Here is a 23,562-nt window from a genome sequence, read left to right on the forward strand (position 1 = left end):
GTGTGATGTTCCTCTTTCGCCGAACCGGGGCACGCGTCACGGTCGACGAGGCACGCAGCCGCACCAGCGGCGATCAGCCCGAGGTCGTCCTGCTGGACGTCCGTGAGAAGCCCGAGTGGACTGTGGGTCACGCCCCGGGTGCCGTCCACGTACCGCTGACAAGACTGCTCGCCGGCGGCGCCCTGCCGGCCGAGGCGCAGGGGCGCCCCCTGATGGTGATCTGCCGCAGCGGTCACCGCTCCCAGCAGGCGGCCGAGCTCCTGGCCGAGCGCGGGGCGCAGGCGGTGGACGTCGAGGGCGGCATGAACGCGTGGGCCGCCGCCGGGTACCCGGTCGTCGGCGAACGCGGGAACAGCGGCAAGATAGCGTGACCGTGCTCGTTCTCGCCCTTCTCGCCGGGGCCGTCATCGGTCTGGCCCTCGGAGCCCTCGGCGGTGGCGGCAGCGTCCTGGCCGTACCGGCGCTGATCTACCTGCTCGGATTCACCCCGGCGGCGGCCACCACGGCCAGTCTGATCATCGTCACCGCCACCTCGCTCACCGCCCTGTACGCCCACACCCGCGACGGACATGTGGCCTGGAAGACGGGGGCGCTGTTCGCCGCAGCGGGCATCGTCCCCGCCTTCCTCGCCGGGGCCGTCGCCGGACGCCTGCCCCAGGCGGTACTGACCGCGGCGTTCGCGGTCATCGCCGCACTGGCGGCCCTGCGTATGCTGCGTCCCTCCGCGGCCGAGCCGCCGCACCGGATCCGTCCCGGCAAGGCGGCCGGTACCGGTGCCGGGCTGGGCGCCGTGACCGGGCTTCTCGGGGTCGGCGGAGGGTTCCTCGCCGTGCCCGCCCTCGTCAGCGTTCTGGGACTACGGATGCGGCAGGCGGTCGGTACCAGCCTGCTCGTCATCACCGTGAACTCGCTCGCCGCGCTCGCCGCCCGCACCGGCACCGGCACCGGCCTCCACTGGGAGGTCATCGGGCCCTTCACCGGAGCCGCGATCCTCGGCGCCTGGGACGGCAAACGGCTCGCGACGAAGATCTCCGGCACCACCCTCCAGAAAATCTTCGCCGGTGTCCTGCTGGCAGTGGCGGTGTTCATGCTCGTCGACGTGATCGTCTGAGACGCAAGGCTCGCCGACTGTGTTCTTCGTCCCGGCCCGCACCGCGCCGGCGACCCACCCCGATGCCGACCGGACGCCGCTACGGCCCGCAGTCCGGCTCCCGTCAGATCAAGCTCCCTCCGACCCCGCATGACAACAGGGCCCCCGCCGGGGGCACCGTCGACACGCAAGGATGACCTCTCCCATGACCACGTCCACCGCCCTCACCACCGACCAGGCACGCACCCGCCTGCACGAACTGACCGTCATCGACGTGCGCACCCCGGGCGAATACGCCGGAGGTCACCTCCCCGGCGCGCTCAACATCCCTCTCGACCAGATCCAGCGTGCGCTGCCCGACCTCCGGCACGCCGCCGACCGCGGTGACGTCCTGGTCGTATGCGCCTCGGGGGCTCGCTCCGAGAGCGCCTGCGGGATCCTCGCGAAGAACGGCGTCACCGCCGCCACCCTGACGGGAGGCACCGGCGCCTGGGCGGCCGAAGGCCACGAACTCCACCGCCCACAAGGCACCCCGCGTGCCGCCTGGGGCATGGAACGGCAAGTGAGGTTCACCGCGGGAACGATCGTGCTGCTCGGCCTGCTGCTCGGCCTCGTCGTCCACCCCGCCTTCCAGCTCGTCTCCGCCGGCATCGCGGGCGGCCTGGTCTTCTCCGCCCTCACCAACACCTGCGGCATGGCCGCCGTGCTCGCCAGGCTGCCCCACAATCGTCCCCGCGCCGCCGACCTCGACAACACCCTGGCCGCACTGCGCGACCGCTGAGCCGCCCGTTGAGGAGGGGCCGGATCCGGTTCCCTCCTCAACGCACGTCAAGCGTGCGGCCGAAGGCGCTCCACTGATCGTTCGTCATGTCGGCCTGGAACCGCTCGATGTCGGCGATTCCCGCCTCGCGGGCCCTGGCGATGAGGTTCTCGGCGCCGAAATCACCGGTGTTGCGTTCGCGTGGCCTGCTGTAGGCGACGTCGTGGAACTCCCAGAACTTCTTCTGCTGTCCGGCCGCCCAGCCGGCCAGCGCGGCCTGCTCGGATTCCTCGCCGAAGAGGGGGAAGTTGCGCCATTCGATGCGCAGGATTCCCTTGTCCACGTAGGAGCGCAGCAGTTCGGGCTTGGTCTCGCGGGCGGACCGGCCGCAGAACGGGCACTGGAAGTCGGAGTACTCGATCACCACCACCGGGGCGTCCGTACGCCCGAGGGCCAACAGGCCGGTCTAAATCCGTAGAACGGAGTGAAGTGTCGTCGGCGGCGGAGCCGGTCCCCCCGCCAGCACGCCGGAGTGCTGTGACACGGAAGGTGCGGGATCGGTGTGCGGGGACGCAGGACCGGGGCACGAAGAAGACGGCGGAGGACTCTCGGCTCGCTGCGCGCTGTGATCAGCAATGACCTTCTTGCCGCACGGCGCCGCTGCGCCGTCCGACGGTTCAGCAACAGTAGGAACGTGCACGTGCTCCGCGCTGGACGGCGGTGTGTCCGGCCCTCCACGTTCCACGTGCCCGAAGACGCACAACAGCGCCACCACGCCCACGAGCAGAGCCAGCACACCACGAAACCGAGCGTGCGCCCACCCGTGTGCTGCTCGCATCATCACCGCTCCTGCGCCCTGTTCATGGACATGGCCGCCCCGGGTCATTCGCTCCGGCCCCTGGCCGTCCAGGTCGGCGAAGAAAGTGCCCTTGCCGTCTCAGCCCTGGTCACCGTGGCGCCGTTCGAGCTGCGGGCCCTCTTCGGCGTCGCCCTGCTGCCCGGGAGCCGCCTTCGCGCTGAACGACGCTCTTACCCGGCATGCCGAGCAGTCCGGTGAGGCTACGCATTCAGGCCAGAGACAGGAACAACTTCTCCAGACGGGCCCGCATCTGCTCCCGGTCACCGGAAGCGGCCATGTCCGCATCCGTCAGGCAGTGCTGCAGACCGGTGGCAATGATCGCGAAGCCCGCCTTGTCCAGCGCCCGGGACGCCGCCGCGAGTTGCGTGACCACGTCCTCGCAGTCCCGCCCCTCCTCGATCATCTTGATCACACCGGCGATCTGGCCCTGCGCCCGCCGCAACCGGTTGACCACCGTCTTCAGTTCCTCAGCAGCCATCGCCAGTTCCACAGCCACACCCCTTCTGGATACCCTGCAGGGTATCTCATCCGGAGAGGCGATCCCAAGCTCGGTCAGACGGCAGTGGTCTCGCACAGATGGAAACAGCACAGCGAAATCAACTACTTACTGTGAATGACGCCGTCCCCGAGCAGCGCAAGCCCAAGAAGCCGGAACCGGGACATCATGAGCTGAGAGACCCCGAGCCGCAGAGCGCGCAACATCTCACCTCAACACCGGGTGGTGCACAGCGCACTTTCCGCAGCTTCCACATACACACGCGCCCATCACGCGCCTCGGAACGCAATCTACTGCGCCGGACGGGTGAACCCCTGCCGCAAGCAGAAACCCGACCACGAGAGCCCGTCGGAGACGGTGTGGATGCGATCAACACGGACGGCGGCCGCGCGTCTGGCGGCGGCCGCGGCCTCGGCGGTGAGCAGCCGGGCGAGGTGCTCCCGCTCCGCGAGCCCCGCCCGGCCAAGGGCGTGTGAGCGCACGGCAGCAGACGGACGTCGGCCTCCTGGTAGGCAGGCACCGGATCGGTATCGGGCCACCGTCATCGGACCACCGTCGCATCCGTCGCGAGCGAGCGGGGGTTCAGTGAGCTCGCACGGGATCCGGTACCGGTCGCTCAGGTCCTGCGCCGCACGCTGCATCGGTCGGCGCAGCCCGGTGCATCCATTGTGGGCGTGCCGCAACTCCCCTGCCCGGCCTCGTACTGGAAGGCTGCCTGCCGTCTTCCCGGACCGCTTCGGGCACAGCAGGATCGCGGCCTGCCTCGTCTGGCCCGTCAGGCGCACAGCACGGGCTTCAGGCCCGGCTCATTCGACGCGAAACCGGCCCTACCGGTTGTCATCGGAGCGCAAGGAAGCAGGCGTTGTCCGGCAACTGCTCGCGGAACCTGTCCGGAATCGAACCCATCAGCCACAGCCGGCGCGCGCTGCGCCCGGTCCAGGGTCGGCAGGCGGGGAACCGCCGCCGCCGCCGCATCAAGGCCGCTGTGACAGCGGGGACATGGGCCCGGGTGGAGGACTGAGTCGGGACGCGGTGACGGACTCGGGTGCAGGGACGGGCCTGAATGCGGGCGCTGCTCATGTTCTGGCGGCGCACCTCGCCATCGCCGGTCCCGACGGTGAGGTGCAGCAACTGCCGTTCGAACAGGCCGCGGCCACCGTCGCGTTCGAGGACCTGCCGCCCGTGGCAGCGTTTCCCGTTGTACCGGGGCGGAAGTGGGCGCCGGACTGGCTGCGTTCGGCGCCCGCGGGCCGGACGCATGGGCGGCCAGTTACGACCGGTCCGGGGCGATGTGGCTCGAGCCCCGACAGCCATGGGGTCACTACTCCGCCAGACCCAGCGGAGCAGGGAGGGCACGCAGGAACCTGCTGCGGCCGGTAACCGGGTTCAGCATTGCCACCTTCAGTGACGTCTGGGCGCCGGCTTGGATCCGAGAGAGCCATACCTGGTTCGGCACCAGAATCGTAAGTTCCTTCGACCATTCGGCGAGTGCTGAAGGGGCGGGGCACCTCACACCGGCAAGCGTGACCCCATCGCCTGCTCATCACGGCCGGGCATGGACGGGTAATCCATTGCCGTGGGATGGGCTGGTATTTCCGTACTCGACCGTCTTGCCCGAAGCGGAGCGAACCATCTGTGTGAACGTCTCCCCCACTGCCGCATCGGGCCCGCATGCTCGAAGAATCCCGCCAGGCGCTGTAACTCAGCCTCCCGCTCCTGTGCCCGTCCCGGCGGCGTCCCGGTGGCGTTGCGCAGCGGCGGCTGCTCGTCGTTCGGCGTCTTGGCGCCGACGTTCGGCAGCAGCAACCCGTTCGAGGGCTTCGGCTTCGGCCTCCAACCGGGCACGGGCAACGGCCGGGTCCTCGTACGCGGGAGCGGTCCACCACACCACGCCGGTCGCGCCCGTGTGGGCCTGAACCCGCCCGGCGAGAATCCACGTGATCGCGTCCTGGAGCGGGCAGGTTACGTGCTCCCACTTCGCTTTTGCCTTCAGCGCGCGCGGTGACCAGATGTAGCGCGCCATCCCGTGCCACACCATCCAGCTGTCGCGGAGGGCGCGTCCGCGGGCAGGGAATAGCGCGCTCCCACGGCCGGTCCTGCACGGTGACCCGGCACACGGCCACTCCGTCCTGTGCATAGCGGTCCGTACGCATGCGCGCGTCTTCGGACGGCATAGGCGACAACCACGCTTCGAGAGCCACGAAGGGACGGTGATTCCCGTCGAAGACCGTCACATCGGCCCGCCAGCTCCGGGCCTCGGTGCTGACCTCCAGCTCCGCTCGCCACCCTGCTGCTCGATCCGCCACTGCCGGCTCGGGCTTCAACAGGTGGTGCTCCGCCGATTCGTTCGCCGGCTCGCAGTCCTGCGGCCGGACCTGATGGTAGAAGTGCCGGAAGCCATGTCGGGAAACACGGGCAAAGACCCGTCCTCGGCACTCCGGGCACGCCAACTTCAAATCTTTCACGCGGTGAATTCCGCTCCAGGTACGACCACACCCGAGATCGTCCAGCCGGCCCCAGACCGAGTGGACGGCGGTGTGCCCCATCAGTCCCCCAGTACGTCCGATGGCCCTGGTATCCCCCGACCGAGGCGACCCCACGCTGTCAATCCCGGAAAAGGGCGGTAACCCAGAGCCCCTCCGGCCGGTACGGCTTCTTCTCGGAGTGGAACAGTCCGCGCCCCGTAGGTCCTGTGCGCTGGGCAGCACCCCACCCGCCCGGTACTCGCCGAGCGCGGACGCGAGCACCTCCGGGTCCAGAGTGCGCTCCGCACGTGCCTCCTCACGTCCTGCGCGAAATCGTCAAGATCCTCGATCGCCACCATCACACCCCGCAGCGCGCCCGGGTGGGTGTGGGTGGTGAAGTGCTGGTGCGAGCGGTCGCAGGCCGTGTCCGGGTGTCCGCGGCGTCGAGCGCAATGCTGACTCCGCCGTTCGCCGACGCCTTCGCGTCCGCCCACTGCCGCGCGATCGAGACGACGAGCTCCCGTGTGTCGGAAGCCAGCTCCCGACCTGTCCACGACATCTGGCCCTGGTACCGCGCGCCCCAGGTGTTCAACTGCTGCCACGCCTTGCGGACCGTGCCGCTCGGCTTCGTCTTCTCCGCGGTGAACTTCTTCATCTCCCACAACCGGAAAACGAACCCCGGCCCGCTGCCGGGCACCCGGTGGATCACCGACCCGTCCGGCCCGCTGCCGGTCACCGTCGGCGAGGGCGCGTCCATGATCTCCACACCGCGCCCCGGCTCGGGGGGAGGAAGGCCGCGGGTGCTGGGGTACCAGAGCCACTCACCTATGCGGCCGGTGACGCCCGTGGAGTCATCGGCCTCGAACACCGGGCCGAGAAGGCACGCGCCGTGTCGAGGGAGTGGAACGGCCCCTCGCCCGGTTGCATCCGCAGCGCGCGGCCCACGGCCTGGACGAGGCCGGGCCTGGAACCGAGCACGTCGGCCCGGTGGACGGAGTCACAGTTCATGGTGTCGATGCCGTCACCCAGCCCCTTCACCGAGCTCAGGAAGCCCTTCTCCACGATCGTCCCGTCCATGGCGATGGACACCGATGCGGTGACCGCACACTGATCCGGCGCAACGGCGTGCCCGGCGCGCCCGGGGCACGTCATCGCTTCACGCGGCTGCGCACGGCGAGGACGGCGAGCCCGAGCAGGGCCGGCTCGACGAGGCGGGCGGTCATCTCGACGTACGTCCCGGTGGTGGTCAGGTCCTGTCCGGAGGCCCGGAAGATCACCGAGTTGGCCACCACCCTCAAGGACTTCTCGAATCGCTCGGCCGACAGACGCCTTGTGTACGGCCCTTCCGGGTTGACGGGTGTCGGCTTCCTGGTTGTCAGGGTTATTCGCCGGCCGTCGGTGGTCCCCGCACTGACCGGGTCCGGGTCGGTCTGCGGCAGTCCCCACAGCATCATCGTGAGCACGGTGGCCGTCATCGCCAGGACCAGCCAGGTCAGGGCACGCACGGCGCGCAGACCGTATCCGGAGAGTGCCCAGTACAGCCGCAGCAGCGTCCGCTCACCGCGGGACGCCGCGGTGTCGTGGCGGCGCATCTCCATCTCGCCGTAGTAGAAGTCGGCCGCGCCGGGCTCGTTCCGGCCGTCCTCGAGCGCCTTGCGGAGCTGTCGGTAGACCGGCGCGAGCACGGCGGGTTCATGCGTCTCGACGCCCGGTGGCGCGGGTGTCCAGCCGTCGCCGTACCGGGTCGCCCGCCAGTGGTGCTCCTCGGCGAGGACCCGGCGGCGCATCCAGCGCAGCCCGACGGGTGACGACAGGACGCAGCGGCCTTCGAGCCGCAGCTGGTCCAGGTGGACCGCCCCCACGAAGAGACAGCCGGTCAGGTCGACGTCGGCCAGCACCAGGTACGCGGCGTCCACGCCCTTGACCGAGGCGACACGCACCCGGTCGTCGGTGAGCCCCGGTTCGGCGATCACCTCGCCCTCCGGCGAGACGAACGGGCGGGGCCGGCCGACGACGGTCACCGGGAACTCCACCACGGCGTCGCTCAGGTCCACCTCGGCGTACCGCAGCCGCAGCGCGGCGGTGGACGCCCACCGCGTCTGCCGGCAGCGGACCTCCCGCGCGGCGGCCTCCAGCGTCAACGCGGCCTCGAACAGGGCGTGGGAGAAGTCCACCGTGCCCGGGCAGACCAGCGGGCCGATCCGGGCGGTGCGCCGGAACACCGCCCGCCGGAAATCCACGCCGGCCTCCAGCCGGGCCCCGGAGAACGACAGGTCACCGCCGATCGCGGCCCCGTCGAACGTGGCTTCCGCCGCGAAGTGAGCCTCGGCGAACGGCATGTCCCCGCCGATGTCCGCCCCGCTGAAGCAGGCCCTGCCCCGGTGGAAATGCGTACCGTCGAAACAGGCCCGGCCGGCGATCCGGACCTTCTCGAAGTCGGCCCCTTCCTCGAAGACCGCGCCGTCGAAGGCGGCCTCCCCGTCGATGACCGCCCCGCCGAAGGAGGCCACGCCCCCCACCCGGACACCCGAGAAGTAGGCGTTCCCGCACGTCATGCCCTTGAACATCGCACTGCCGCCGACCTCGCGGACACAGAACCGCAGCGTGCCCCTGATCCGCGCCTCGTAGAACCAGGCGTCCTCACCCACTTCGGTGTCGTCGAGCCACACGTCTCCCGCGACCTGCGCCGCAGCGAGGCGGAAATCGCCCCCGGTACGCACCTCACGGACGTACACACCCCCGCCGAACACGGCCGACGCGAAGGAGCAGAAGCCGTCGAAGTCGATCTCTTCGAGCTCCGCGTCTCCGGTGAACCGCACCTCGTCGAAGGACGCCTCCCCCACTCGCGCCCGCCCGCTCCCCGGCTCCCTGAGCGGTGCGAGGAGTTCGTCGAGCAGGCTCTGGGTGAAGGGTGTGCCCCGGTGGTCGAGGTCGGCGCCGGGGGTCAGCGAGGCCAGGTGGGCGGCCCGTTCGGCGCTGTCCAGATGCGCCAGGCAGGCCGTGTACGGGCCCACCCTGCGCCCCCGGCAGCATTCCCCGGCGTCCAGGTGTCCGCACTGCGGCCACGCGGGGGCGTCGGTTCCGGTCATTCCAGCTCCCGTCTCATACCGCCACGACCGTCACGTCCCTCCGGTCGCGCCCCTTCGGCCGGTCGACCAGCGCCTCGACCACCCAGCGTCCGGGGGCGGCTTCCAGTTCCGCCCGGTAGCGGTCGGGCTCGTACTGCCGGAAGACGACGGGTTGTCTGTCGGGACGGCCCGAACGCCACATGAACGTCCGCAGATTGCGTCGCGGCAGGTCGTGCCCCAGCAGCTCGATCACGAACGGACGGCCGGCGGCGACCGGGTCCCGGGGGAAGTGCAGCGCGATGCCCTCCCCACCGGCGAGTGTGTCGCCGGGCGGGCGTCCCGCGCGGATCGCGAGCATCGCGTCCCGGAGCGCGGGACCGCTCGCCAGGTCCGCGTTCCGGCAGTCGGTCCACAGCATGGGGTCCGTACCGGTCCAGTCCGCGACGGCCGACCGGCGCGGCACCGTCCCGTCGCCGGACCCCAGCAGGCTGTCGGTGATCCGCGACCCGTCGGAGGAGAGCACGAGCGCCTCGGGGCTCGGGAAGTCGACGCTGCCGAGGCAGTGCACGGTGTACGGGAGGGGGCCGACGCGCCGGTGCTCGTCGCACCCCGAGCGGAACTCCTCCTGGAAGGCCAGCGCCTCGCGGACGGCGTCGCCCGGCAGCCCGGGAACCGGGTAGCGGCTGTCGGTGATCCTCCGCTCGCGGCTCTTCCCCTCGACCCGCACGGCGGGGTACCCCACCGGCAGCATCTCGACGACCGCCGGCAGGTTGACCGCCCAGTCGCGCAGCGCCTCGTTCAGCCGGGCGGCCACGTCCGCGCCGGGGCCCAGGTCGCCGGGGACCGCCTGACCGGCCAGCAGCCGGGCGGCCTGGACCAGCCCTTGCTGCGGGGTGCCGAGGGTGATCAGGGTCCGGGCGGTCTCCCGGCCGTCCTCGCACTCCAGGTAGTGCCGTCCGATCAGACCGCCCGTCGCATGGCAGACCAGAATGACGCGCGGATCATCGGGCCGGTCCGGGTAGTACGCGTCGACCTCCGCGTGCCACCGGTCGAGTTCGCGCGCCACCCGCGCCTTCAGCTGCCGGGCCACCAGCCGGTGGGACAGCCGCCAGTCGTAACCGAACGGCACGAACTGCGCGTCGAGCGGGTCACCGAGAGCGGTACGGATATCGGGGTAGCCCATGCAGGACAGCAGCCCGGGCACGGAGTCCGGGACCTGCAGCAGCGCGTCGGCGTCCAGCTGGAAGGGGCCCTCGGGCGGCGCGTCCCCCAGCCCCGGCGGGAGGGCCACCTCGGTGAGCGCCGCAGCCGCCGAGCCGATCAGCTGCTCACCGCACCGCGCCCAGACGTCCCGGCCGTCCCGGCACAGTCGCGTGCCCAGGAACCCCGGGACGAAAACCACCAGATCGTGTTTCATTCACTCTCCCCGTGTCCCGGCGCCGAAGAACGTGTGCGGCAGCCGGATCAGATCGCAACGGTCCTCCCCCTGCAGCGCCACCACCAGACCCTCCGGGTCCATCGCGGTACGGACGGCGTGCACGTCGTACCCACGCATGGGAATCCCCGGCCCGTCCAGCCATTCCCGGGACCAGACGTCCCATGCGCGTGACACCGTCTCCGGCATGCAGAGCAGCAGCACCGGCCGCTCCACGGGGCCGGCGAACACCAGGGACGTCACGTCGGGGAAGTCCCCCGGCAGCCGCTCCGGGGGGTGGATGCTCTCGTCGCCGGAGCAGTCCTTGACGTACACGCTGCCGTGGTCCGCCCAGGCCAGCATGGGCATCGAGGCGTCGTCCTCGTCGTCGTACAGCTCCCCGAGGGCGAGGCAGGAGGGGGCGGCCGAGAGCAGGACGCGCTGCTCGACGCCCTGCTCGTCCTCGGTCCAGACCCGCAGCTGGTCACTCAGATCACCGGCCATCCAGTGTGTACCGTCCCGCAGGATCCTCGTGTCGATCCCGCAGAACCCGCGGTCGGCCCGGATCTCGCGCACCGCGATCCCGGTGGACGAGACATCGGCCGGCACCTCGTGGCGTACCAGCCGCCGACCGTCCGCCACGCTCAGCCGCAGCGTGCCGGCGGCGGGGTCGCCGACCAGGCTCAGCGCGCGGGCCGGCTGGCCGGCGTCCCCGCCGAGCGGGATGTCCCGGTGGGTGATGACCGACAGGCTGTCGTCGAGCCGCCACAACCGTACGGTCCGGCCGGCCGCCGCGGCCACCGTCCAGCCGTCCGCCGCCCGCACCGCGGCCACCGCCGTCACCGTGCGCCCGTCGTGGGCGAGTTCCGTAGCCGGAAGGGCGGCCGGATCCCCCTGCTCCGGCCGGGAGACCCGGATCCGGTCGTGCCAGGCCCGGCACAGCAGCGGCGGACCGTCCGGCGCGCCGGCCAGGGCGAGGACCGGGCGCTCGTTGCTCGGCCGTCGCTGGATCCCGTAGCCGGCCTCCAGCGCGGGGACCACGTCCACCACCCGGATGTACGGGCCGTCGGCGACCGCGAGCAGTCCCTGACCGCCCGGTTCGAACGCCATGGCGCCCTCCCGGGGGGCGTTCAGAACGAGCGTGGCCTCGCGTCCGGACCTCCTGACGGACCAGATCCGGACGGCCACCTCCTCGTATCCGGCGAGCAACAGCTCATCGCCGTACCGCCCGAAGGCCAGGCCGCGCGCGTTCGAGGGGTACGTCCCCACCTCTTCCACGACCGGCTCGGGGCCGGACACGGCCTCGCACCGCCAGACGTACACAGCGGTCCCGTCGGCCACGGCGAGGAAACCCTCCCGCGGCGAGACCGCGAACGCCGCGGCGGCCATCGCGGGTGCCGCCAGGGTCACGCCGGGAGCGGTCCGGCAGGCGCGCAGACCGTCGATCCCGTTGCGGGTGCGGCCCACTTCGAACAGCTCCACCCGCTCGGCGCCCGCCGTCAGGACGAACATCCGCGTGCCCAGGGTGAGGGCGGCGAGCTGCCGCACATCCGCCGTACGGACCTCCTTCAGCTGCGTGTCCAGGTGCGTGCCGCTCTTCCAGAACCACACCCACACCCGGTCCCCGTCGGCCGCCAGGGCCACGCTCCGGCCCTCCACCTCGGCCACCGACAGGGCGCGCACACTGCCGCCCCACCGGTACTCCTGATCGGGCATCCGGGCACCCGCGCGCCAGAAGTACACGGCCTGGTCGTCCCGGGCGACGGTGACCCAGCGGGCTCCCGCGTCCACCTCGCGCACCTCGCTGAGCGGGCGTCCGCGCTCCCCGCCGGTCCGGGGCAGCCGACGGGTCAGCAGCCGGGCGCCCGACTCCGGGTGCAGGACCTGGATCTCCCCCGGTCCGCCGGCGGTCAGGGTGTCCGCGTAGGTCAGCCCCGCCGCCCCGGTCCCGGCGCGCCAGCTCAGCGCCCGCGCGCCGCCCGAGGGCGCCGCGCGCCGCCATTCCGGGGGGTCCGGCGGGACATCGGTCCAGTACTCCTGCCAGGGCAGGAAGCCGTCGGCGTGTCGCAGCGTCCGGTACGTCGCGTCGCGGTGGCTGACGAAGGCGGTGGCGCTGAGCAGGGCCTTGCGCTCCAGCAGGACCGACGCCGGCAGCGGGCCGGACGCGCGGGGGAACGAGCCCGCGACCCTGCCGTACAACGCGGCGCCGTCGCAGTCCCGGGCCAGGCCCGCCGCGAGCGGCAGCATGACATCGGGGTTCGTACGCAGCAGGAAGCCCACGTCCTCGAAGAGCTCCCGCAGGGCGTCCGGCCCCACCTGGGCGGCGTGTGCGCCCAGGTATTCGAGGGTGTACTCGTCGTCTTCGCTCCAGTCGCCGCCGACGCGGGCGCGTAACGCGTCGAGCACCCTGCGGTGTGCCTCCCGGACGGTCAGTCCGGCGTCGGAGAGGAAGAACTCGCCGTAACTCGGATGGGCCAACTGATGGCGGATCCGCCCGGCCGCCTGCCGCGAGCCGTCCTTCTGGGTGGCGACGATGCCGCCGTCGGCCCTCCGGCACACCTGCCGCAGGTCCTCCAGCGTGAGCTCCGGTGAGCCGGCCTCGCGCAGCGCGTTGGCGAGCGCCAGCCAGTCCTCGTCCGGGGGCAGCCCGGGGCCCTGGACCACCGCCAGCGCCCGCAGCGCCTCGTGGGCCCGCTGTGCGCCGGGCTGCTCGCTCAGGTGGCGCGTCTCCTCCGCCAGGCGGGCGCGCAGGTCCACGCCGCCGTCCCGCAGCCACGCCAGCAGCTCGGCCTCGGCAGCGACCGTGGTCCGCCGGGCGAGCCCTTCCGCGGCCAGCCGGGCCACCAGGAACGAGCCGTGACTCCGTGCCGCGACGGTCTCCGCCGTCCAGTCGCGGTCCTCCTGCCGCGCGTCACCCCGGTACGGGGACTGCTCGGTGTCCAGCACGGACAGCACCATGCCGGCGATGCTCGCGCGCGCCTCCTCGTCGTCCCCGAGGACCACGGGTTCGACGCTGAGTTCCAGGGCGTCCAGGAGCGACTCCTCCCCCGCGGGCGCGGTGGTACGCCGGCGGGGCTGCGTCCGGGTACCGACGATCACCCGGACACCGGGCGTGTTCGCCAGAGGGCTCAGGACGTGCCGGGCGATCGCGTGCGCCTGGTCCGGGAGGGCCTCGTCGAGCGCGTCGAAGAGCAGGTTCACCGAACCCGCCCGGCCGACCAGCTCCTCGAACGCGGCGGTGAACTTCTCCGACGTCACCGGCTCCTCCGGCAGCGGCGGCGCCCCGTCGATGTCCGTCAGCACCTCCCGCAGACGCGCGGCCAGCGAATGGGCGGACTGCCCCCGGCAGCTCAGCGCCGCGTGAACGGTCCCCGCCCGGGGCAGCGCCGCGGGGTCGAGGTCCGGGCCGAGGGTCTCCCGCCAGCTCGGCAGGGAGGTGAGGGCCAGTCGGCCGAGCAGCGTGGTCTTCCCCGTGCCCGCCAGGCCCGTCACCGCGAGCAGCCCCTTCGGGTGGGTGTCCATCCAGCGCACGATCCGACTCAGCGCTTCCCGCCGGCCCGCGAAGTGGCGGCTGAGGTGACTGTTCTCCTCTAGAACGAACTGCTCGGCCTCGATCCAGGGCTTCCGCCGCGTCAGCACGGCCGGCGTGTACACCGGCCGGTCGGACTGACGGTAGTGGGGGTTGTCGAGGAAGTTGTTGGGGAGCGCCCGGACCTCCCTGCAGTCCGGCCGCTGCGCGGGTTCGTCCAGACCGTCGTCGGCGGCCCGCGCGTCCACGGCGCGGCAGAGATACGGCAGTGGCAGGTACAGCGCGGACGGCTCGAACGGGCGGGCCTGGTCGTCCGCCACGAAGTCCGGCTTCGCCAGCGCTTCCTCCAGCCATGTCACCCAGCGGCCCGCCGGCACCTGCGCGTCCGCCCCCGAGGTGCCGATGACGGCGAAGCCCTTCCGCCGGCTCTCTCGCGCCCGGATCACCGCGGAGTCCCGTTCCAGCTCCACGGCGTGCCGCACCGCCTCGCCCAGGGAGTTGTAGCTCTGCGAGGAGCAGGCGTCGATGACCAGCAGGGTGTCCGTCTCGTACTCCGGCCGCAGCAGGAATCCCACCAGCTCGAGCAGGGGGACGGCCCGGGCGGGGTCGAACTCGCCCGACTGCCACGAGTCGGCACAGGCGAGGAAGTAGCCCTCGTCGCCGCGCTGGACGCCGTGCCCCGTCCAGTAGAGGATCTTCCGCTGGGCGCCGTCGGCCAGGAATTCCTCCAGCCCGGCCCACAGCTGCCGCCGGGTCGCCCCGCCCCGGTCGGCCCGGAGGGCCTTCCCGAACCCCAGTCTCTCCTGCACCGTCTCCGTGAAGCGGTCACGGACCTCGGCCAGCTGCGGGCGGCGCAGTCTCCGCCGCTCCTCCGCGTCCGGATGGAGGTACTCCGGTACGGCGATCGTGCCCACCAGGGAAGAGGAGCGCCGTTCGACCTTCAGTAACGTCAGCCGGTTGTCCGTGTCGCTTCGTACCATGAGATCGACAGCACCCCCCGAAAGTGCCCACCACAACTTATTTACCAATGGAGTTGGCGATGCGAGACAGATTTACCATGGTTGGCCGGGCGACAGGCTGTCATCTCTTCGAGGGGGACGGGACCCGGCCCGTCGACGAGGAGAACGTCCACGTCAAGTACACGCCGAAGCGCGTGCAGTTCCCGGAGGAGATCGCCGCCTGGCGGCGGTCCATCGAGGCGGAGGAGGAGCGCAAGGAGGCCAGCGGGCTGCCGCACCGCTGGAACAACGCGCGTTTCGCGGTCGAGCGGGTCGTGGTCACCCGTACGCATCTGGCCGAGGAACCCGTGGTCTCCCTCGCCCTGCGGGACGCCGACTACTTCGACTTCCTCACCACCTCGCTCAACTTGGACCGGCGGCAGAAGAACGGCCTCACGCTGCGCCAGCAGTATCTGGAGGGCAGTGACCCGGCCGACGCGCCCTCCTGGATGAACTGCAGCTTCGGCGTCAACGTGGCCCTGGAGACCGGCAAGGACGGCAGGATGCTGTTCTCCCGGCGCAGCGCCCAGGTCGCCGGGCCGAACAGCGCGCGGTGGAACTCCTCGGCCAACGAGGGCCTGGCCCAGCAGCACGACCTGCCCCGGGACGGCAGCCCGGTCAGCCTGCACGCGGTGGCGCGCCGCGCCATCTTCGAGGAGCTCGCCGTACACGACGGCGACAAGACCAAGGTGGAGCTGCTCGGCTTCGGGCTCGACGTGATCAACCACCAGTGGGCGGCGTTCTTCCGCGCGGTGGCGCCCGAGCTCGACGAGCCGACGCTGCGCCTGCGCTGGACGCGTGGTGTCACCGACAAGTGGGAGCACGACCGGTTCGAGTTCGTGGACGCGGACCCGGAGTCGGTGCTCGGTTTCATCGCGGACGAGCCGGAGGAGCGGTGGACACCCTGCGCGCCGGCCCTCTTCTACCTCGCCCTGGTGCGCGGTGCCGTGGAGCGCGCCGGCGGTGACCCGGCCGCCCGGTTCGAGGTGGAGCGGGCCGAGCGGAAGGTCATGTCGGACCGCGGTCTGTGAGCCGGGGGGCCGGGGCGAGACGTCTCAGGGGGTTTCCCGCCCACGTCTCCCCCCGGGGCACGTGGCCGAGGACGAGCGACCCCATGCCGACGACGGACCCCCACCCGACGGAGGCGTACTCCCTGACCTTCGTCCCGGCACCGACGTACGCGTTCTCCTCGACCACGGCATGCCGCCCGAGGAACACCTGGGCCGCGACGGTGCCGTAGTCCCGGACCACGACGTCGGCCGCCATCATGGTGTGCGGCCGCACGATCACGTGATCGCCGATCGCCACCGCCGGCAGCACGCACACCATGGGCATGAGCACCGTGCCGTACCCCATGGTGCAACTGGGATCGACCACCGCTGTGCGGTGGACGATCGTCGGGTACCGGTGCGGCGGGAGTCCCAGCGTCCGAACGATCCTGCGGCGTGCGCCCTGGTGGTCGGCATGGCAGATCGAGATCACCAGAGCCGCGTTCGGGCAGCGGCCAACGGCCTCCAGCCCGCCCAGGACCGGCAGGCCGTCGACCCGGGCGCCGTGGAGTTCCCTGTCCTCGTCGATGAAGCCCCGTACCCGCCACCGTCGTGTGCCCGTCTCGTCGGCGTCCTGGGCGCACATCGATGCGAGAGCACGGCCCATCCCGCCCGCCCCGATGATCAGCAGATCCTTCGGGGAAGACGGGGGCGGCCCGGCGCGGTGACGCATGAGGAGGTCACGGTTCCGTCGTTGCCGTACCAGCCTGACGCCGTGTGACATCCAACTCCCCCTCGCGGCTGTCGTATTGGACGACTCTGCCCGCCGTACTTGTCCGGGTATGCATAGGAGCTGATGCGATGGCGGCCTTTCGGCCACCGCGCCGTGGGTGGATCAGCCGATGAGAGGGCGAGTCCACACTGATGTCGGCCCTGACGGGCCTTGGCCCTTGGTCTTGGACACACGAGACACCGGATCCTGAGGATCCGAGAACGGAGCCTTGGCCTGTTGGCGTGCTGCTGGGGGTGGTGTCGGTTCCGGTGCGCGGGCGGGGAAAGGCCATGGCCGTCCCGTAATCGATCTTTGAGTCGCGCTGGGCGGGGCAGTGACGGTGCGTGGCTCGCCGCCATCCCGCCAGGGCGGGGTTGCACATGCGGGCAATGCCGAGCACGGCGTGGTGGACTCCATCGCCCTTGAGCCGGCAGTCGCGGAGGGTCTTCCAGCTCTTCATACGGGCGGAGACGTGCTCGACAGGGGCCCGGACCTGCTTGTGGGAGCGGTTGCGTTCCTCCTGCCAGGCCGGGAGTTCGGTCTGGCCGCGCTCGCGGCGGTGAGGGATCACGAGTCCCGTGCCCGGATGGCCGCCGTCGGCGATCGTGAGCGTCCTGCCGACGGCGGCTTTGGCGCCGGACTCCTCCCACGCCTTGCAGTCGTTGCGGTTGCCGGCAAGCGGCCGGCCGACCACCACGACCAGGCGGGTGCCGGCGTCGATCACGACCTGATGGTCCGTGGAATACCGGTAATTCTTCGACCATCGGCCACCGTCTGCGACGAGGCCGTGCCGGCGGTCGTCCCCCGGCTTTCGACATGAGGCGTACAAGCAGCGCAACACGGTCGAGCGGTGCATCAACCGGCTCAAGCGGTGGCGCGGCCTGGCCATGCGAACGGACAAGCTCGCCATCGCCTACCAGGCCGCACTCCACCTTGCCGCCATCCTCATCCGGGCCCGGCGTTGGACCGCTCAGCGATCGACTACCCACCGCGCGTCCGCAGGCCAAGTGCCCGTGCCAACGATGTGCTCCACAAGCCCGAACGCCTCACGGATGGGAACGGTGTCCTCATCCGGGTACGCGTCTTTCTGCCCGTTCGAAAGGACGAATCCGTCGCTCGACCCCCGCGCTCCGGGGTCCACGGCATGCTCGCCGGGATCGCCCTCTTCTTCGAGCAGTCTCACCATCGCGCGCCCGGTATTCGTCACGAAGACCAGCAACCGTCCGGACGAACTGGTCAGCCACGTCTCAAGCTGCCCGCTGTCGATCCTCGACCGAAGTGCCTTCGGCACCACCTCGGACGACACAGGGGCAAGGCTGTCGTCATTGATCACCCAGGAGTCGATCACGAGCACGACGATCTCACGGACGGATCCGAGAGACAGTGCCTGGCCCTGTCCCGTACGACTACCGCGCTTTTATGCCGCGGTGCCGGGGCCAGCCTCCCTCGGATCCCCCATTGGACGTGTCAGCCCGTCATCCACGACCAGCCTGCGTCCGGGTTCCGTGCCGTCCAGCTCCCAATAGTGCCGGCACTCCTCGCATCGCGGCCCGTCCGTGACGGTGTCCTCCCCGTTCGGACAGTCCGTACCGTCCCCGCGACCCACACACGCCTGTTCCCTGGTGTCCCCCATGCGTCGACCGTGCCCCGCACCTACGAGGGCCGGGAGAGGGCCTGACGGGGCGCACAGGTGCTCGAGGAAAGCACAACGCCCCAATACCCGCCAACCGCCCCACATCGGGTACTCGATCCAGGAAAACTGGGGCAATGCCACCTGTCGAGACCGTCGTGCAGCCCTATCCGTCCGGCACCAAGTGGACCATCACCAGCCGATACGGCCACACTTACTGGCCCTGACAAAGCCTCTGGACGTGGCGGTGGGTGATCAGGCAGACGGCGAGTCCGAGGAAGGCCTCGTGGATGTCGTAGCGTCTTTCCCACCGGATGCGTAGGCGTCGGAAGCCGTGCAGCCAGGAGGATGGGTCGGCCGCGCGGCGAGGTGTCTGCCGTGGCAGATCCTTTTCCGCGCGGTCTCCCGCCGAACCGGACGTGATGGTTTCCCGATCATCCGGCTCTCCAGTGACTACAGCGTGAGCGATTCCGGCCGCTCGCGCAGGACACACGGCGCCGTTGCGGCGATCTGGTCGGGTGGCCGGGGAGAATCTCACTCCCCGGCTCCCACAGATCCCGGCGTGAGTCTCTCGACTCACCGGGCTCTCGTCATCCTGATCACCAGGCCGCACGCATCCATGGCCAGTGGGCGAACATACGGGGATAGCGCCGTGTGGCGCGCTCCCAGGCCGCCTTGGCCTTCTTGAACCCGTGCAGCCGCTTGTATTTCTTGCGGATCCAGCGCACCAGGTAGGCATTGATACGCTTGAGGAGGGAATCCAGCGCGGAGCGATAGAACGCCCCGTAGTACTGCATCCAGCCACGCACAATCGGATTGATCTTCTGTGCGAGCTCGGCGAAGGTGTGACCGGTCCGCAGGTGAATCCGCCAGCGGCGGACCTCCCCGCTGATCCTTTTCAGGGCTTCCTGGCTGATCGCCGGCAGGAACGAGGTGAAGTTCACCCCATGCCTGTCGCGCGCCTTGCGGGCGCGGAACGTGAACCCCAGGAAGGTGAACGACGTGTGCTCGTATGAGCCTCGGCGTCTTCCGTCCCGGCAGTAGACAATCCGGGTTTTGGCCGGGTGCAGTCGCAGCCCGACCTCTTCCAACCTGTCTCCGATCGCCCTGGCCAGCATGCGGGCTTGCCGCTCACTGGCGCAGTGCACGACCGCGTCGTCCACGTACCTTTCGAACCGGATGGTCGGGAACTCCCGGGCCATCCAGGCGTCGAACGCGTAGTGGAGAAACAGATTCGCCAGCACGGGCGAAACCGCTGACCCCTGAGGAGTCCCACGGCCCCGCTCCCGCAGGGTGCCGTTGAGCAGTTGCAGCGGGGCGCGAAGCCACCGCTTGACATACAGAATCACCCAATCGGCGTCGGTGTGTGCCTCCACTACCTTGACGATGAGGTCGTGCGGCACGCTGTCGAAGAACTTTTCGATGTCCAAATCGAGGACCCAGTCCGTTTTCCAGCAGCGCTCCCGGCATCTTGCCACCGCGTCCAACGCCGACCTTTGCAGCCGGTATCCATAGGAGTCCTCGTGGAATACAGGCTCCACCTTGGGCTCCAGATGCATGGCCACCACCGTTTGAGCGACGCGATCGGCCACAGTGGGAACGTCGAGAATCCTGACCCCATCGCCATGCGACTTCGGGATTTCCACCGCCTTCACCGGAGGCGGGAAATAGCTCCCTGAGGACATCCTGTTCCAGACCTTGAACAGATTGTTCTGAAGATCCTTCTCGAAGTCCTCAATGGAGCAGGAATCCACTCCCGGTGCACCCTTATTGGCCCTGACCTTCTCCCATGCCTCCCACACACTCCACTTCGAAATCTCAAACGGCTTGCTTGACGGCTTCAGATCGCCCACGCGACTCCTCCCGGAGAACGTCCGGTTGATCGAACGAACACAGCCACGGATGACCCGGCCCCTTCACTCCGCCCCCGTTACAGGGACTTCTTCGCCACTACGAGCCGGTCCGCCAGCGTGCCCCGCGACGGCACTCAACGCCTTGCGGTTTCGGCCGCTTGGCGTGCTCCCTCTCGCGTCGCCGTACCCAGTGCGCCGACGCCGTGTCGGGGCGACACCTTCCCAGGTTCCCTGCAGAAGCCGCAGATCAGGCTCGCGCCGCCTCCATGCCGGACACCGTCTGGCCAATAAGCGGGCATCCGCCAGGCTCATCCCGGAGCCGAAATGACACCCCGGTTTTGATGTCGTCTCAGTATGTTTCGACATATCGTCAGCGGCTTGCTTTCGCTCGCCTTCCTGATCCCCACCTGACGCCTCAAGTGCGCCTTTTCCGTGACGCTCACTACGTTCGGCATTTAACCGCCGCAGCTCACGGTGGTTTGAAGTCTCCCCCCACAGGGCGACTTCGAAGGGCCACAACCTTCATCTCCTGCACAGCACCGCGTTCGGTGAGATCGCTACCTCATTTCCTCACCTTCCGCGTTCCTGGCGCACCATTTCGCATACCTCCCGGCCTGATGTGTCCGAGTCACCTGGCCCCCTTCGCCCGATGTGGACGGCTTTCCCGTCCTCCCTGGCCGGTCGTGACTCCGGCGACTACTACGGGGCCTCCGTCGCCATAGGACTCGCGTCCCGTAGGCGATCCCACGTTCGTCCCTGTCTGTACGTTCTAGCGCGACACAGGCGTCCCACTCATCTCCTTGAATGTCCTCGCTGGACATCGCTCCATACCCCGGAGGTGCCCCGGCCAACAATCGAAGCCGAGGCAGAGTACGGCACCGGTTTCAGCTGTCATTTCCGGCGGATGGGAACTTGCATCTTCTGGAGATTGGGCTTCAAACAATCCAGTCTTCGCCATATCGCGCGGGCCGCCCAGCACACCGTCTCCGACAACTGAGCCCGGTCACTGGTTTCCTGACATGCTGTTGTCCCCTTCACCTTTCGGATCCAGGCAAGTCATCCGGCCCAGGAACCTCCTTCCGAGTTCCTCCCGGCTGAACCGGGGATACAAACAGGGCGCCTCGTGGCGCACATGGTGCGTTCGACGGCCCAGCGGAAGGCGCCCAGGCCGGTGCCGTGCGGTTGTCCCCGCTCCGCGATCACGGGCCGGATGCCGCGCTGCCGCAGGAGCCGGCGGTACTTGCCGTGGTCGTAGCCGCGGTCCGCGAAGAGCATGTCGGGGCGTCGTCGTGGCCGGTCCACGACTCCGGCCACTGGTGGGATCTTGTCCAGCAGCGGCAGGAGTTGGGTGACGTCGTTGCGGTTCCCGCCGGTCAGCGACACCGCGAGCGGGATGCCCTGTCCGTCGGTGAGGACGTGGTGCTTGCTGCCCGGCCGTGCGCGGTCGACCGGACTGGGCCCGCTTTTGGGCCCCTGCGTGCGGCCCGGACGTGGGATGAGTCGATCACCGCCCGCGACCAGTCCAGCTGGTTCTTCGACCGGAGCTTGTTCAGCAGCAGCTGGTGCAGCTTCTCCCAGACACCGGCCTCGTTCCAGGCCGCCAGGCGGCGCCAGCACGTCATGCCCGAGCCGAAGCCCAGCTCCTGGGGCAGGTACTCCCACTGGATCCCGGTATGCAACACGAACAGGATCCCGCGCAAGGCCTGCCGGTCCGGCACCCGCGGTCGGCCCTCGACCTGCTTCGGCGGCTCGGGCAGAAACGGTTCGATGAACGACCACAGTTCGTCCGACACGATCCACGGCCGCGACTGACGCTTCCCCATGACCACATCAACGAACGATCAAACAGACAAGCACATGATCAAACAGCTTTTGTTAGAGCCAGTTAAGCGTCCTGGGCCAACCCCATCGAGGCCCGCTTCGGGCCGCTACGGCAGTTCACGCTCGCCAACTCCCACCACCCCAACCACACCGTACAGACCCGGGCCCTGCACGCCTACCTGCGCTGGCGCGACGCCAACGCCCGCCACCGCGACGTCCTGGCCGCCGAACGCAAGGAACGCGCCCGCATCCGCTGGGGTGAGCGGCCGTTGAGGACGACGTGACCAGCCGTGAACGGTGCTCCCTGCGGACTCATGGATCCCGAGCCCGGTCAAGGCATCCCGTCAACCGCTCCGAAGTGGCTGCTATTACCAGGGCTCCCCTGTGGACGGGTCGAGGCCCGCCTCCAAACGCCGTTTCTGCTCACGCCAGTTGACGAAGGAGGGCTCTCCCGGAAGGACGACACTGATCGTCTCCTCCTGGAATTCCTCATCGGTGAGCAGTCTGCGCAGGAACTCCGCCATTCCGAAGGGGTGGACCTGGAAGTGGGGATTCGTGTGCCGCCCGCAAACGAGCACGGGCCATAGGTCGGGATCGTCGCCCGTGGTCAGCCAACAGTAGATGTCCGCGCCACCGGTGACGCCCCAAGCCAGTATGGAGTCCGGGTCCACGTCGAGGGCCGCCCTGCCGCCGCACATCTCCCAGGTGCCGCGGGCGTTCGCCGTCTCGTCCTTCAGCCCGGACCCGTCCGAGTAGGCATCGGGCCGCGGAACCGGCAGCAGTATGCCGATCGCCTCACTGAGCTCCCCTGCCCCGTACACCTCCATGAAGGCGACATAGTCGGCAGGAAACCGGGTCCCCCAGGTCTCTTCGAGCTCACTCCAGTCGATCCGCTCGTCCACGCCGTGCGTCGTCGACACGACCTGCGCGAGCGCCGCCATCCCGGGGGTTCCGCCCACGTCCACTCCTTCACGTACCTCTTCGAAAAGCCACAACCTACGCGATCACGCTCCCCACAGAAAGGAAAGGGCCGACGCCGGCACGAACCTTCGACCCGGCGAACCATCCGGGTCAGAGCAGTAGGGACCGATACGTCATGGTCGTCGCGGGCGCCTCTTCGACCACGTGGGCTCCGCCGGGATGCCCGTGACCGACGCCGGGGTCGAACCCGCGATCCGCGACCGGGCCCGACGCGACGAAGCCGTCGCATGCTGCCTCCGCCGGGCCGACAACCGGCGCATGGACCACCTGCGCGCACTCCGCGGAGCCTTCTGTCCCGACGAGGACGACGTCGAGGCCCGCTGCCTGATCACCTTCTCGCCGCGCATCGGCGACCACCTCGTCGCCGCGGACGACGGTCCGCGCAGTCGCGCCGAGGTCCTCGCCGCGGTCAGGAACCGGTTGCCGAGCCAGGCAACCGGCACAATCTCCGTATCGTCCCGATAAGATCCCTTTTGTGATTCAGTCAGGTAGGTTCCGGCGTCGCCATCGTCCGGACGATGGCCGGCGGGAAGCCGTGCTGCTGCTGTCACCGGTGCTGGTCACCGTCCTCATCGCCGGCCTGGCGGCTTCCACTCCGAGGGAGATCGCCTTCAGCCGCCTGCTGCCCGCGGCACCCGCCCTCGCCGCCGCGTTGTGGCCCGTGCTCCCGACGGTCCTGCTGGGGACGTTCTGTCTGCTGGTCATGATCGGCCTCAGTTTCGTCCACTCCGATCTGGGGACGCCGTACACGGCCGCCGCGATCGTCGCCGTCACCTTGGCGGCCGCGTACGCGAGTCATCTGCGGCTCCAGCGGGAGGAGACGCTCTTCCAGGTCCG

At 69.9% G+C, this 23,562-nt stretch carries 16 protein-coding genes and 7 pseudogenes; 8 read left to right on the forward strand and 15 right to left on the reverse strand.

Features of this window, described 5'->3' with window-relative positions; genetic code table 11:
• Positions 1–5 precede the first annotated feature (5 nt).
• From ACIA6T_RS32285 to ACIA6T_RS32295, 3 genes are all read left to right on the forward strand, one after another.
• Positions 6–371 carry a rhodanese-like domain-containing protein gene (locus ACIA6T_RS32285; RefSeq protein ID WP_399450070.1) on the forward strand — a complete coding sequence of 122 codons (366 nt, stop codon included), beginning with the start codon at positions 6–8 and terminating at the stop codon, positions 369–371.
• On the forward strand, positions 368–1,111 hold the full coding sequence (locus ACIA6T_RS32290; RefSeq protein ID WP_399450072.1) for a sulfite exporter TauE/SafE family protein: 744 nt from the start codon (positions 368–370) through the stop codon (positions 1,109–1,111). The genes ACIA6T_RS32285 and ACIA6T_RS32290 overlap by 4 nt, the downstream gene beginning before the upstream one ends.
• Before the next feature lie 184 nt (positions 1,112–1,295).
• The gene (locus tag ACIA6T_RS32295) at positions 1,296–1,871 is read left to right on the forward strand and encodes a rhodanese-like domain-containing protein (protein ID WP_399450073.1); all 576 of its coding nucleotides are present in this window, start codon (positions 1,296–1,298) and stop codon (positions 1,869–1,871) included.
• A gap of 73 nt (positions 1,872–1,944) precedes the next feature.
• On the opposite strand, the pseudogene ACIA6T_RS32300 reads toward ACIA6T_RS32295, so the two are convergent.
• From ACIA6T_RS32300 to ACIA6T_RS32335, 8 genes and pseudogenes are all read right to left on the reverse strand, one after another.
• A pseudogene (locus tag ACIA6T_RS32300) lies at positions 1,945–2,307 on the reverse strand (DsbA family protein); the annotation flags it as partial.
• Positions 2,308–2,917: 610 nt separating this feature from the next.
• Positions 2,918–3,199, reverse strand: a complete 282-nt coding sequence (locus tag ACIA6T_RS32305) for a metal-sensitive transcriptional regulator (protein WP_018845516.1) — start codon at positions 3,197–3,199, stop codon at positions 2,918–2,920.
• A gap of 1,708 nt (positions 3,200–4,907) precedes the next feature.
• Positions 4,908–5,228 (reverse strand): hypothetical protein, encoded by a 321-nt coding sequence (locus ACIA6T_RS32310; RefSeq protein WP_399450074.1) that lies wholly within the window; start codon positions 5,226–5,228, stop codon positions 4,908–4,910.
• Between the two features lie 800 nt (positions 5,229–6,028).
• Positions 6,029–6,538, reverse strand: a complete 510-nt coding sequence (locus ACIA6T_RS32315; RefSeq protein ID WP_399450075.1) for a hypothetical protein — start codon at positions 6,536–6,538, stop codon at positions 6,029–6,031.
• Positions 6,496–6,759 (reverse strand): hypothetical protein, encoded by a 264-nt coding sequence (locus tag ACIA6T_RS32320; RefSeq protein ID WP_399450076.1) that lies wholly within the window; start codon positions 6,757–6,759, stop codon positions 6,496–6,498. Before ACIA6T_RS32320 ends, ACIA6T_RS32315 begins: the two co-directional genes overlap by 43 nt.
• 59 nt (positions 6,760–6,818) lie before the next feature.
• Entirely contained in the window at positions 6,819–8,759 is a 1,941-nt protein-coding gene (locus tag ACIA6T_RS32325) for a pentapeptide repeat-containing protein (RefSeq protein ID WP_399450077.1), read from the reverse strand.
• 13 nt (positions 8,760–8,772) lie between these two features.
• Positions 8,773–10,155 (reverse strand): esterase/lipase family protein, encoded by a 1,383-nt coding sequence (locus tag ACIA6T_RS32330; protein ID WP_399450078.1) that lies wholly within the window; start codon positions 10,153–10,155, stop codon positions 8,773–8,775.
• The gene (locus tag ACIA6T_RS32335) at positions 10,156–14,661 is read right to left on the reverse strand and encodes a peptidase C14 caspase catalytic subunit p20 (protein ID WP_399450080.1); all 4,506 of its coding nucleotides are present in this window, start codon (positions 14,659–14,661) and stop codon (positions 10,156–10,158) included.
• Positions 14,662–14,720: 59 nt separating this feature from the next.
• Between ACIA6T_RS32335 and ACIA6T_RS32340 the strand changes: the two genes are divergently transcribed.
• Positions 14,721–15,710, forward strand: a complete 990-nt coding sequence (locus tag ACIA6T_RS32340; RefSeq protein ID WP_399450081.1) for a translation initiation factor 2 — start codon at positions 14,721–14,723, stop codon at positions 15,708–15,710.
• Here ACIA6T_RS32340 and ACIA6T_RS32345 read toward each other — a convergent pair.
• Both ACIA6T_RS32345 and ACIA6T_RS32350 read right to left on the reverse strand, forming a co-directional pair.
• Positions 15,688–16,401 carry an acetyltransferase gene (locus tag ACIA6T_RS32345; protein ID WP_399450082.1) on the reverse strand — a complete coding sequence of 238 codons (714 nt, stop codon included), beginning with the start codon at positions 16,399–16,401 and terminating at the stop codon, positions 15,688–15,690. The two genes, ACIA6T_RS32340 and ACIA6T_RS32345, sit on opposite strands and share 23 nt — an antisense overlap.
• 397 nt (positions 16,402–16,798) lie before the next feature.
• Positions 16,799–17,200: pseudogene (locus ACIA6T_RS32350) on the reverse strand (transposase family protein); the annotation flags it as partial.
• Between ACIA6T_RS32350 and ACIA6T_RS32355 the strand changes: the two are divergent.
• Positions 17,194–17,444 (forward strand): annotated as a pseudogene (locus tag ACIA6T_RS32355) (IS5/IS1182 family transposase); the annotation flags it as partial. The pseudogenes ACIA6T_RS32350 and ACIA6T_RS32355 overlap by 7 nt on opposite strands.
• Here ACIA6T_RS32355 and ACIA6T_RS32360 read toward each other — a convergent pair.
• From ACIA6T_RS32360 to ACIA6T_RS32375, 4 genes and pseudogenes are all read right to left on the reverse strand, one after another.
• Positions 17,411–17,794: a hypothetical protein gene (locus ACIA6T_RS32360; RefSeq protein ID WP_399450083.1), complete on the reverse strand. Its 384-nt coding sequence runs from the start codon at positions 17,792–17,794 to the stop codon at positions 17,411–17,413. The pseudogene ACIA6T_RS32355 and the gene ACIA6T_RS32360 sit on opposite strands and share 34 nt — an antisense overlap.
• Positions 17,795–18,284: 490 nt before the next feature.
• Positions 18,285–18,416: pseudogene (locus ACIA6T_RS32365) on the reverse strand (IS5/IS1182 family transposase); the annotation flags it as partial.
• Positions 18,417–18,669: 253 nt separating this feature from the next.
• Positions 18,670–19,923, reverse strand: a complete 1,254-nt coding sequence (ltrA, locus tag ACIA6T_RS32370) for a group II intron reverse transcriptase/maturase (protein ID WP_399450084.1) — start codon at positions 19,921–19,923, stop codon at positions 18,670–18,672.
• 1,134 nt (positions 19,924–21,057) lie between these two features.
• Positions 21,058–21,746, reverse strand: a pseudogene (locus ACIA6T_RS32375) (IS5 family transposase); the annotation flags it as partial.
• 66 nt (positions 21,747–21,812) lie between these two features.
• Here ACIA6T_RS32375 and ACIA6T_RS32380 point away from each other — a divergent pair.
• Positions 21,813–22,028: pseudogene (locus tag ACIA6T_RS32380) on the forward strand (IS630 family transposase); the annotation flags it as partial.
• Between the two features lie 84 nt (positions 22,029–22,112).
• On the opposite strand, the gene ACIA6T_RS32385 reads toward ACIA6T_RS32380, so the two are convergent.
• Positions 22,113–22,703 (reverse strand): SMI1/KNR4 family protein, encoded by a 591-nt coding sequence (locus ACIA6T_RS32385; protein ID WP_399450085.1) that lies wholly within the window; start codon positions 22,701–22,703, stop codon positions 22,113–22,115.
• 187 nt (positions 22,704–22,890) lie between these two features.
• On the opposite strand from ACIA6T_RS32385, the gene ACIA6T_RS32390 reads away from it, so the two are divergent.
• Together ACIA6T_RS32390 and ACIA6T_RS32395 are read left to right on the forward strand one after the other, a co-directional pair.
• A complete protein-coding gene (locus ACIA6T_RS32390; RefSeq protein ID WP_399450086.1) occupies positions 22,891–23,190 on the forward strand; it encodes a hypothetical protein in 300 nt (99 codons plus the stop codon).
• Positions 23,191–23,260: 70 nt separating this feature from the next.
• Positions 23,261–23,562, forward strand: a pseudogene (locus ACIA6T_RS32395) (serine/threonine-protein phosphatase); the annotation flags it as partial.

Origin of the sequence: Streptomyces sp. NPDC051740 (assembly GCF_044453165.1) — a bacterium.
Lineage (GTDB): Bacteria > Actinomycetota > Actinomycetes > Streptomycetales > Streptomycetaceae > Streptomyces > Streptomyces atrovirens.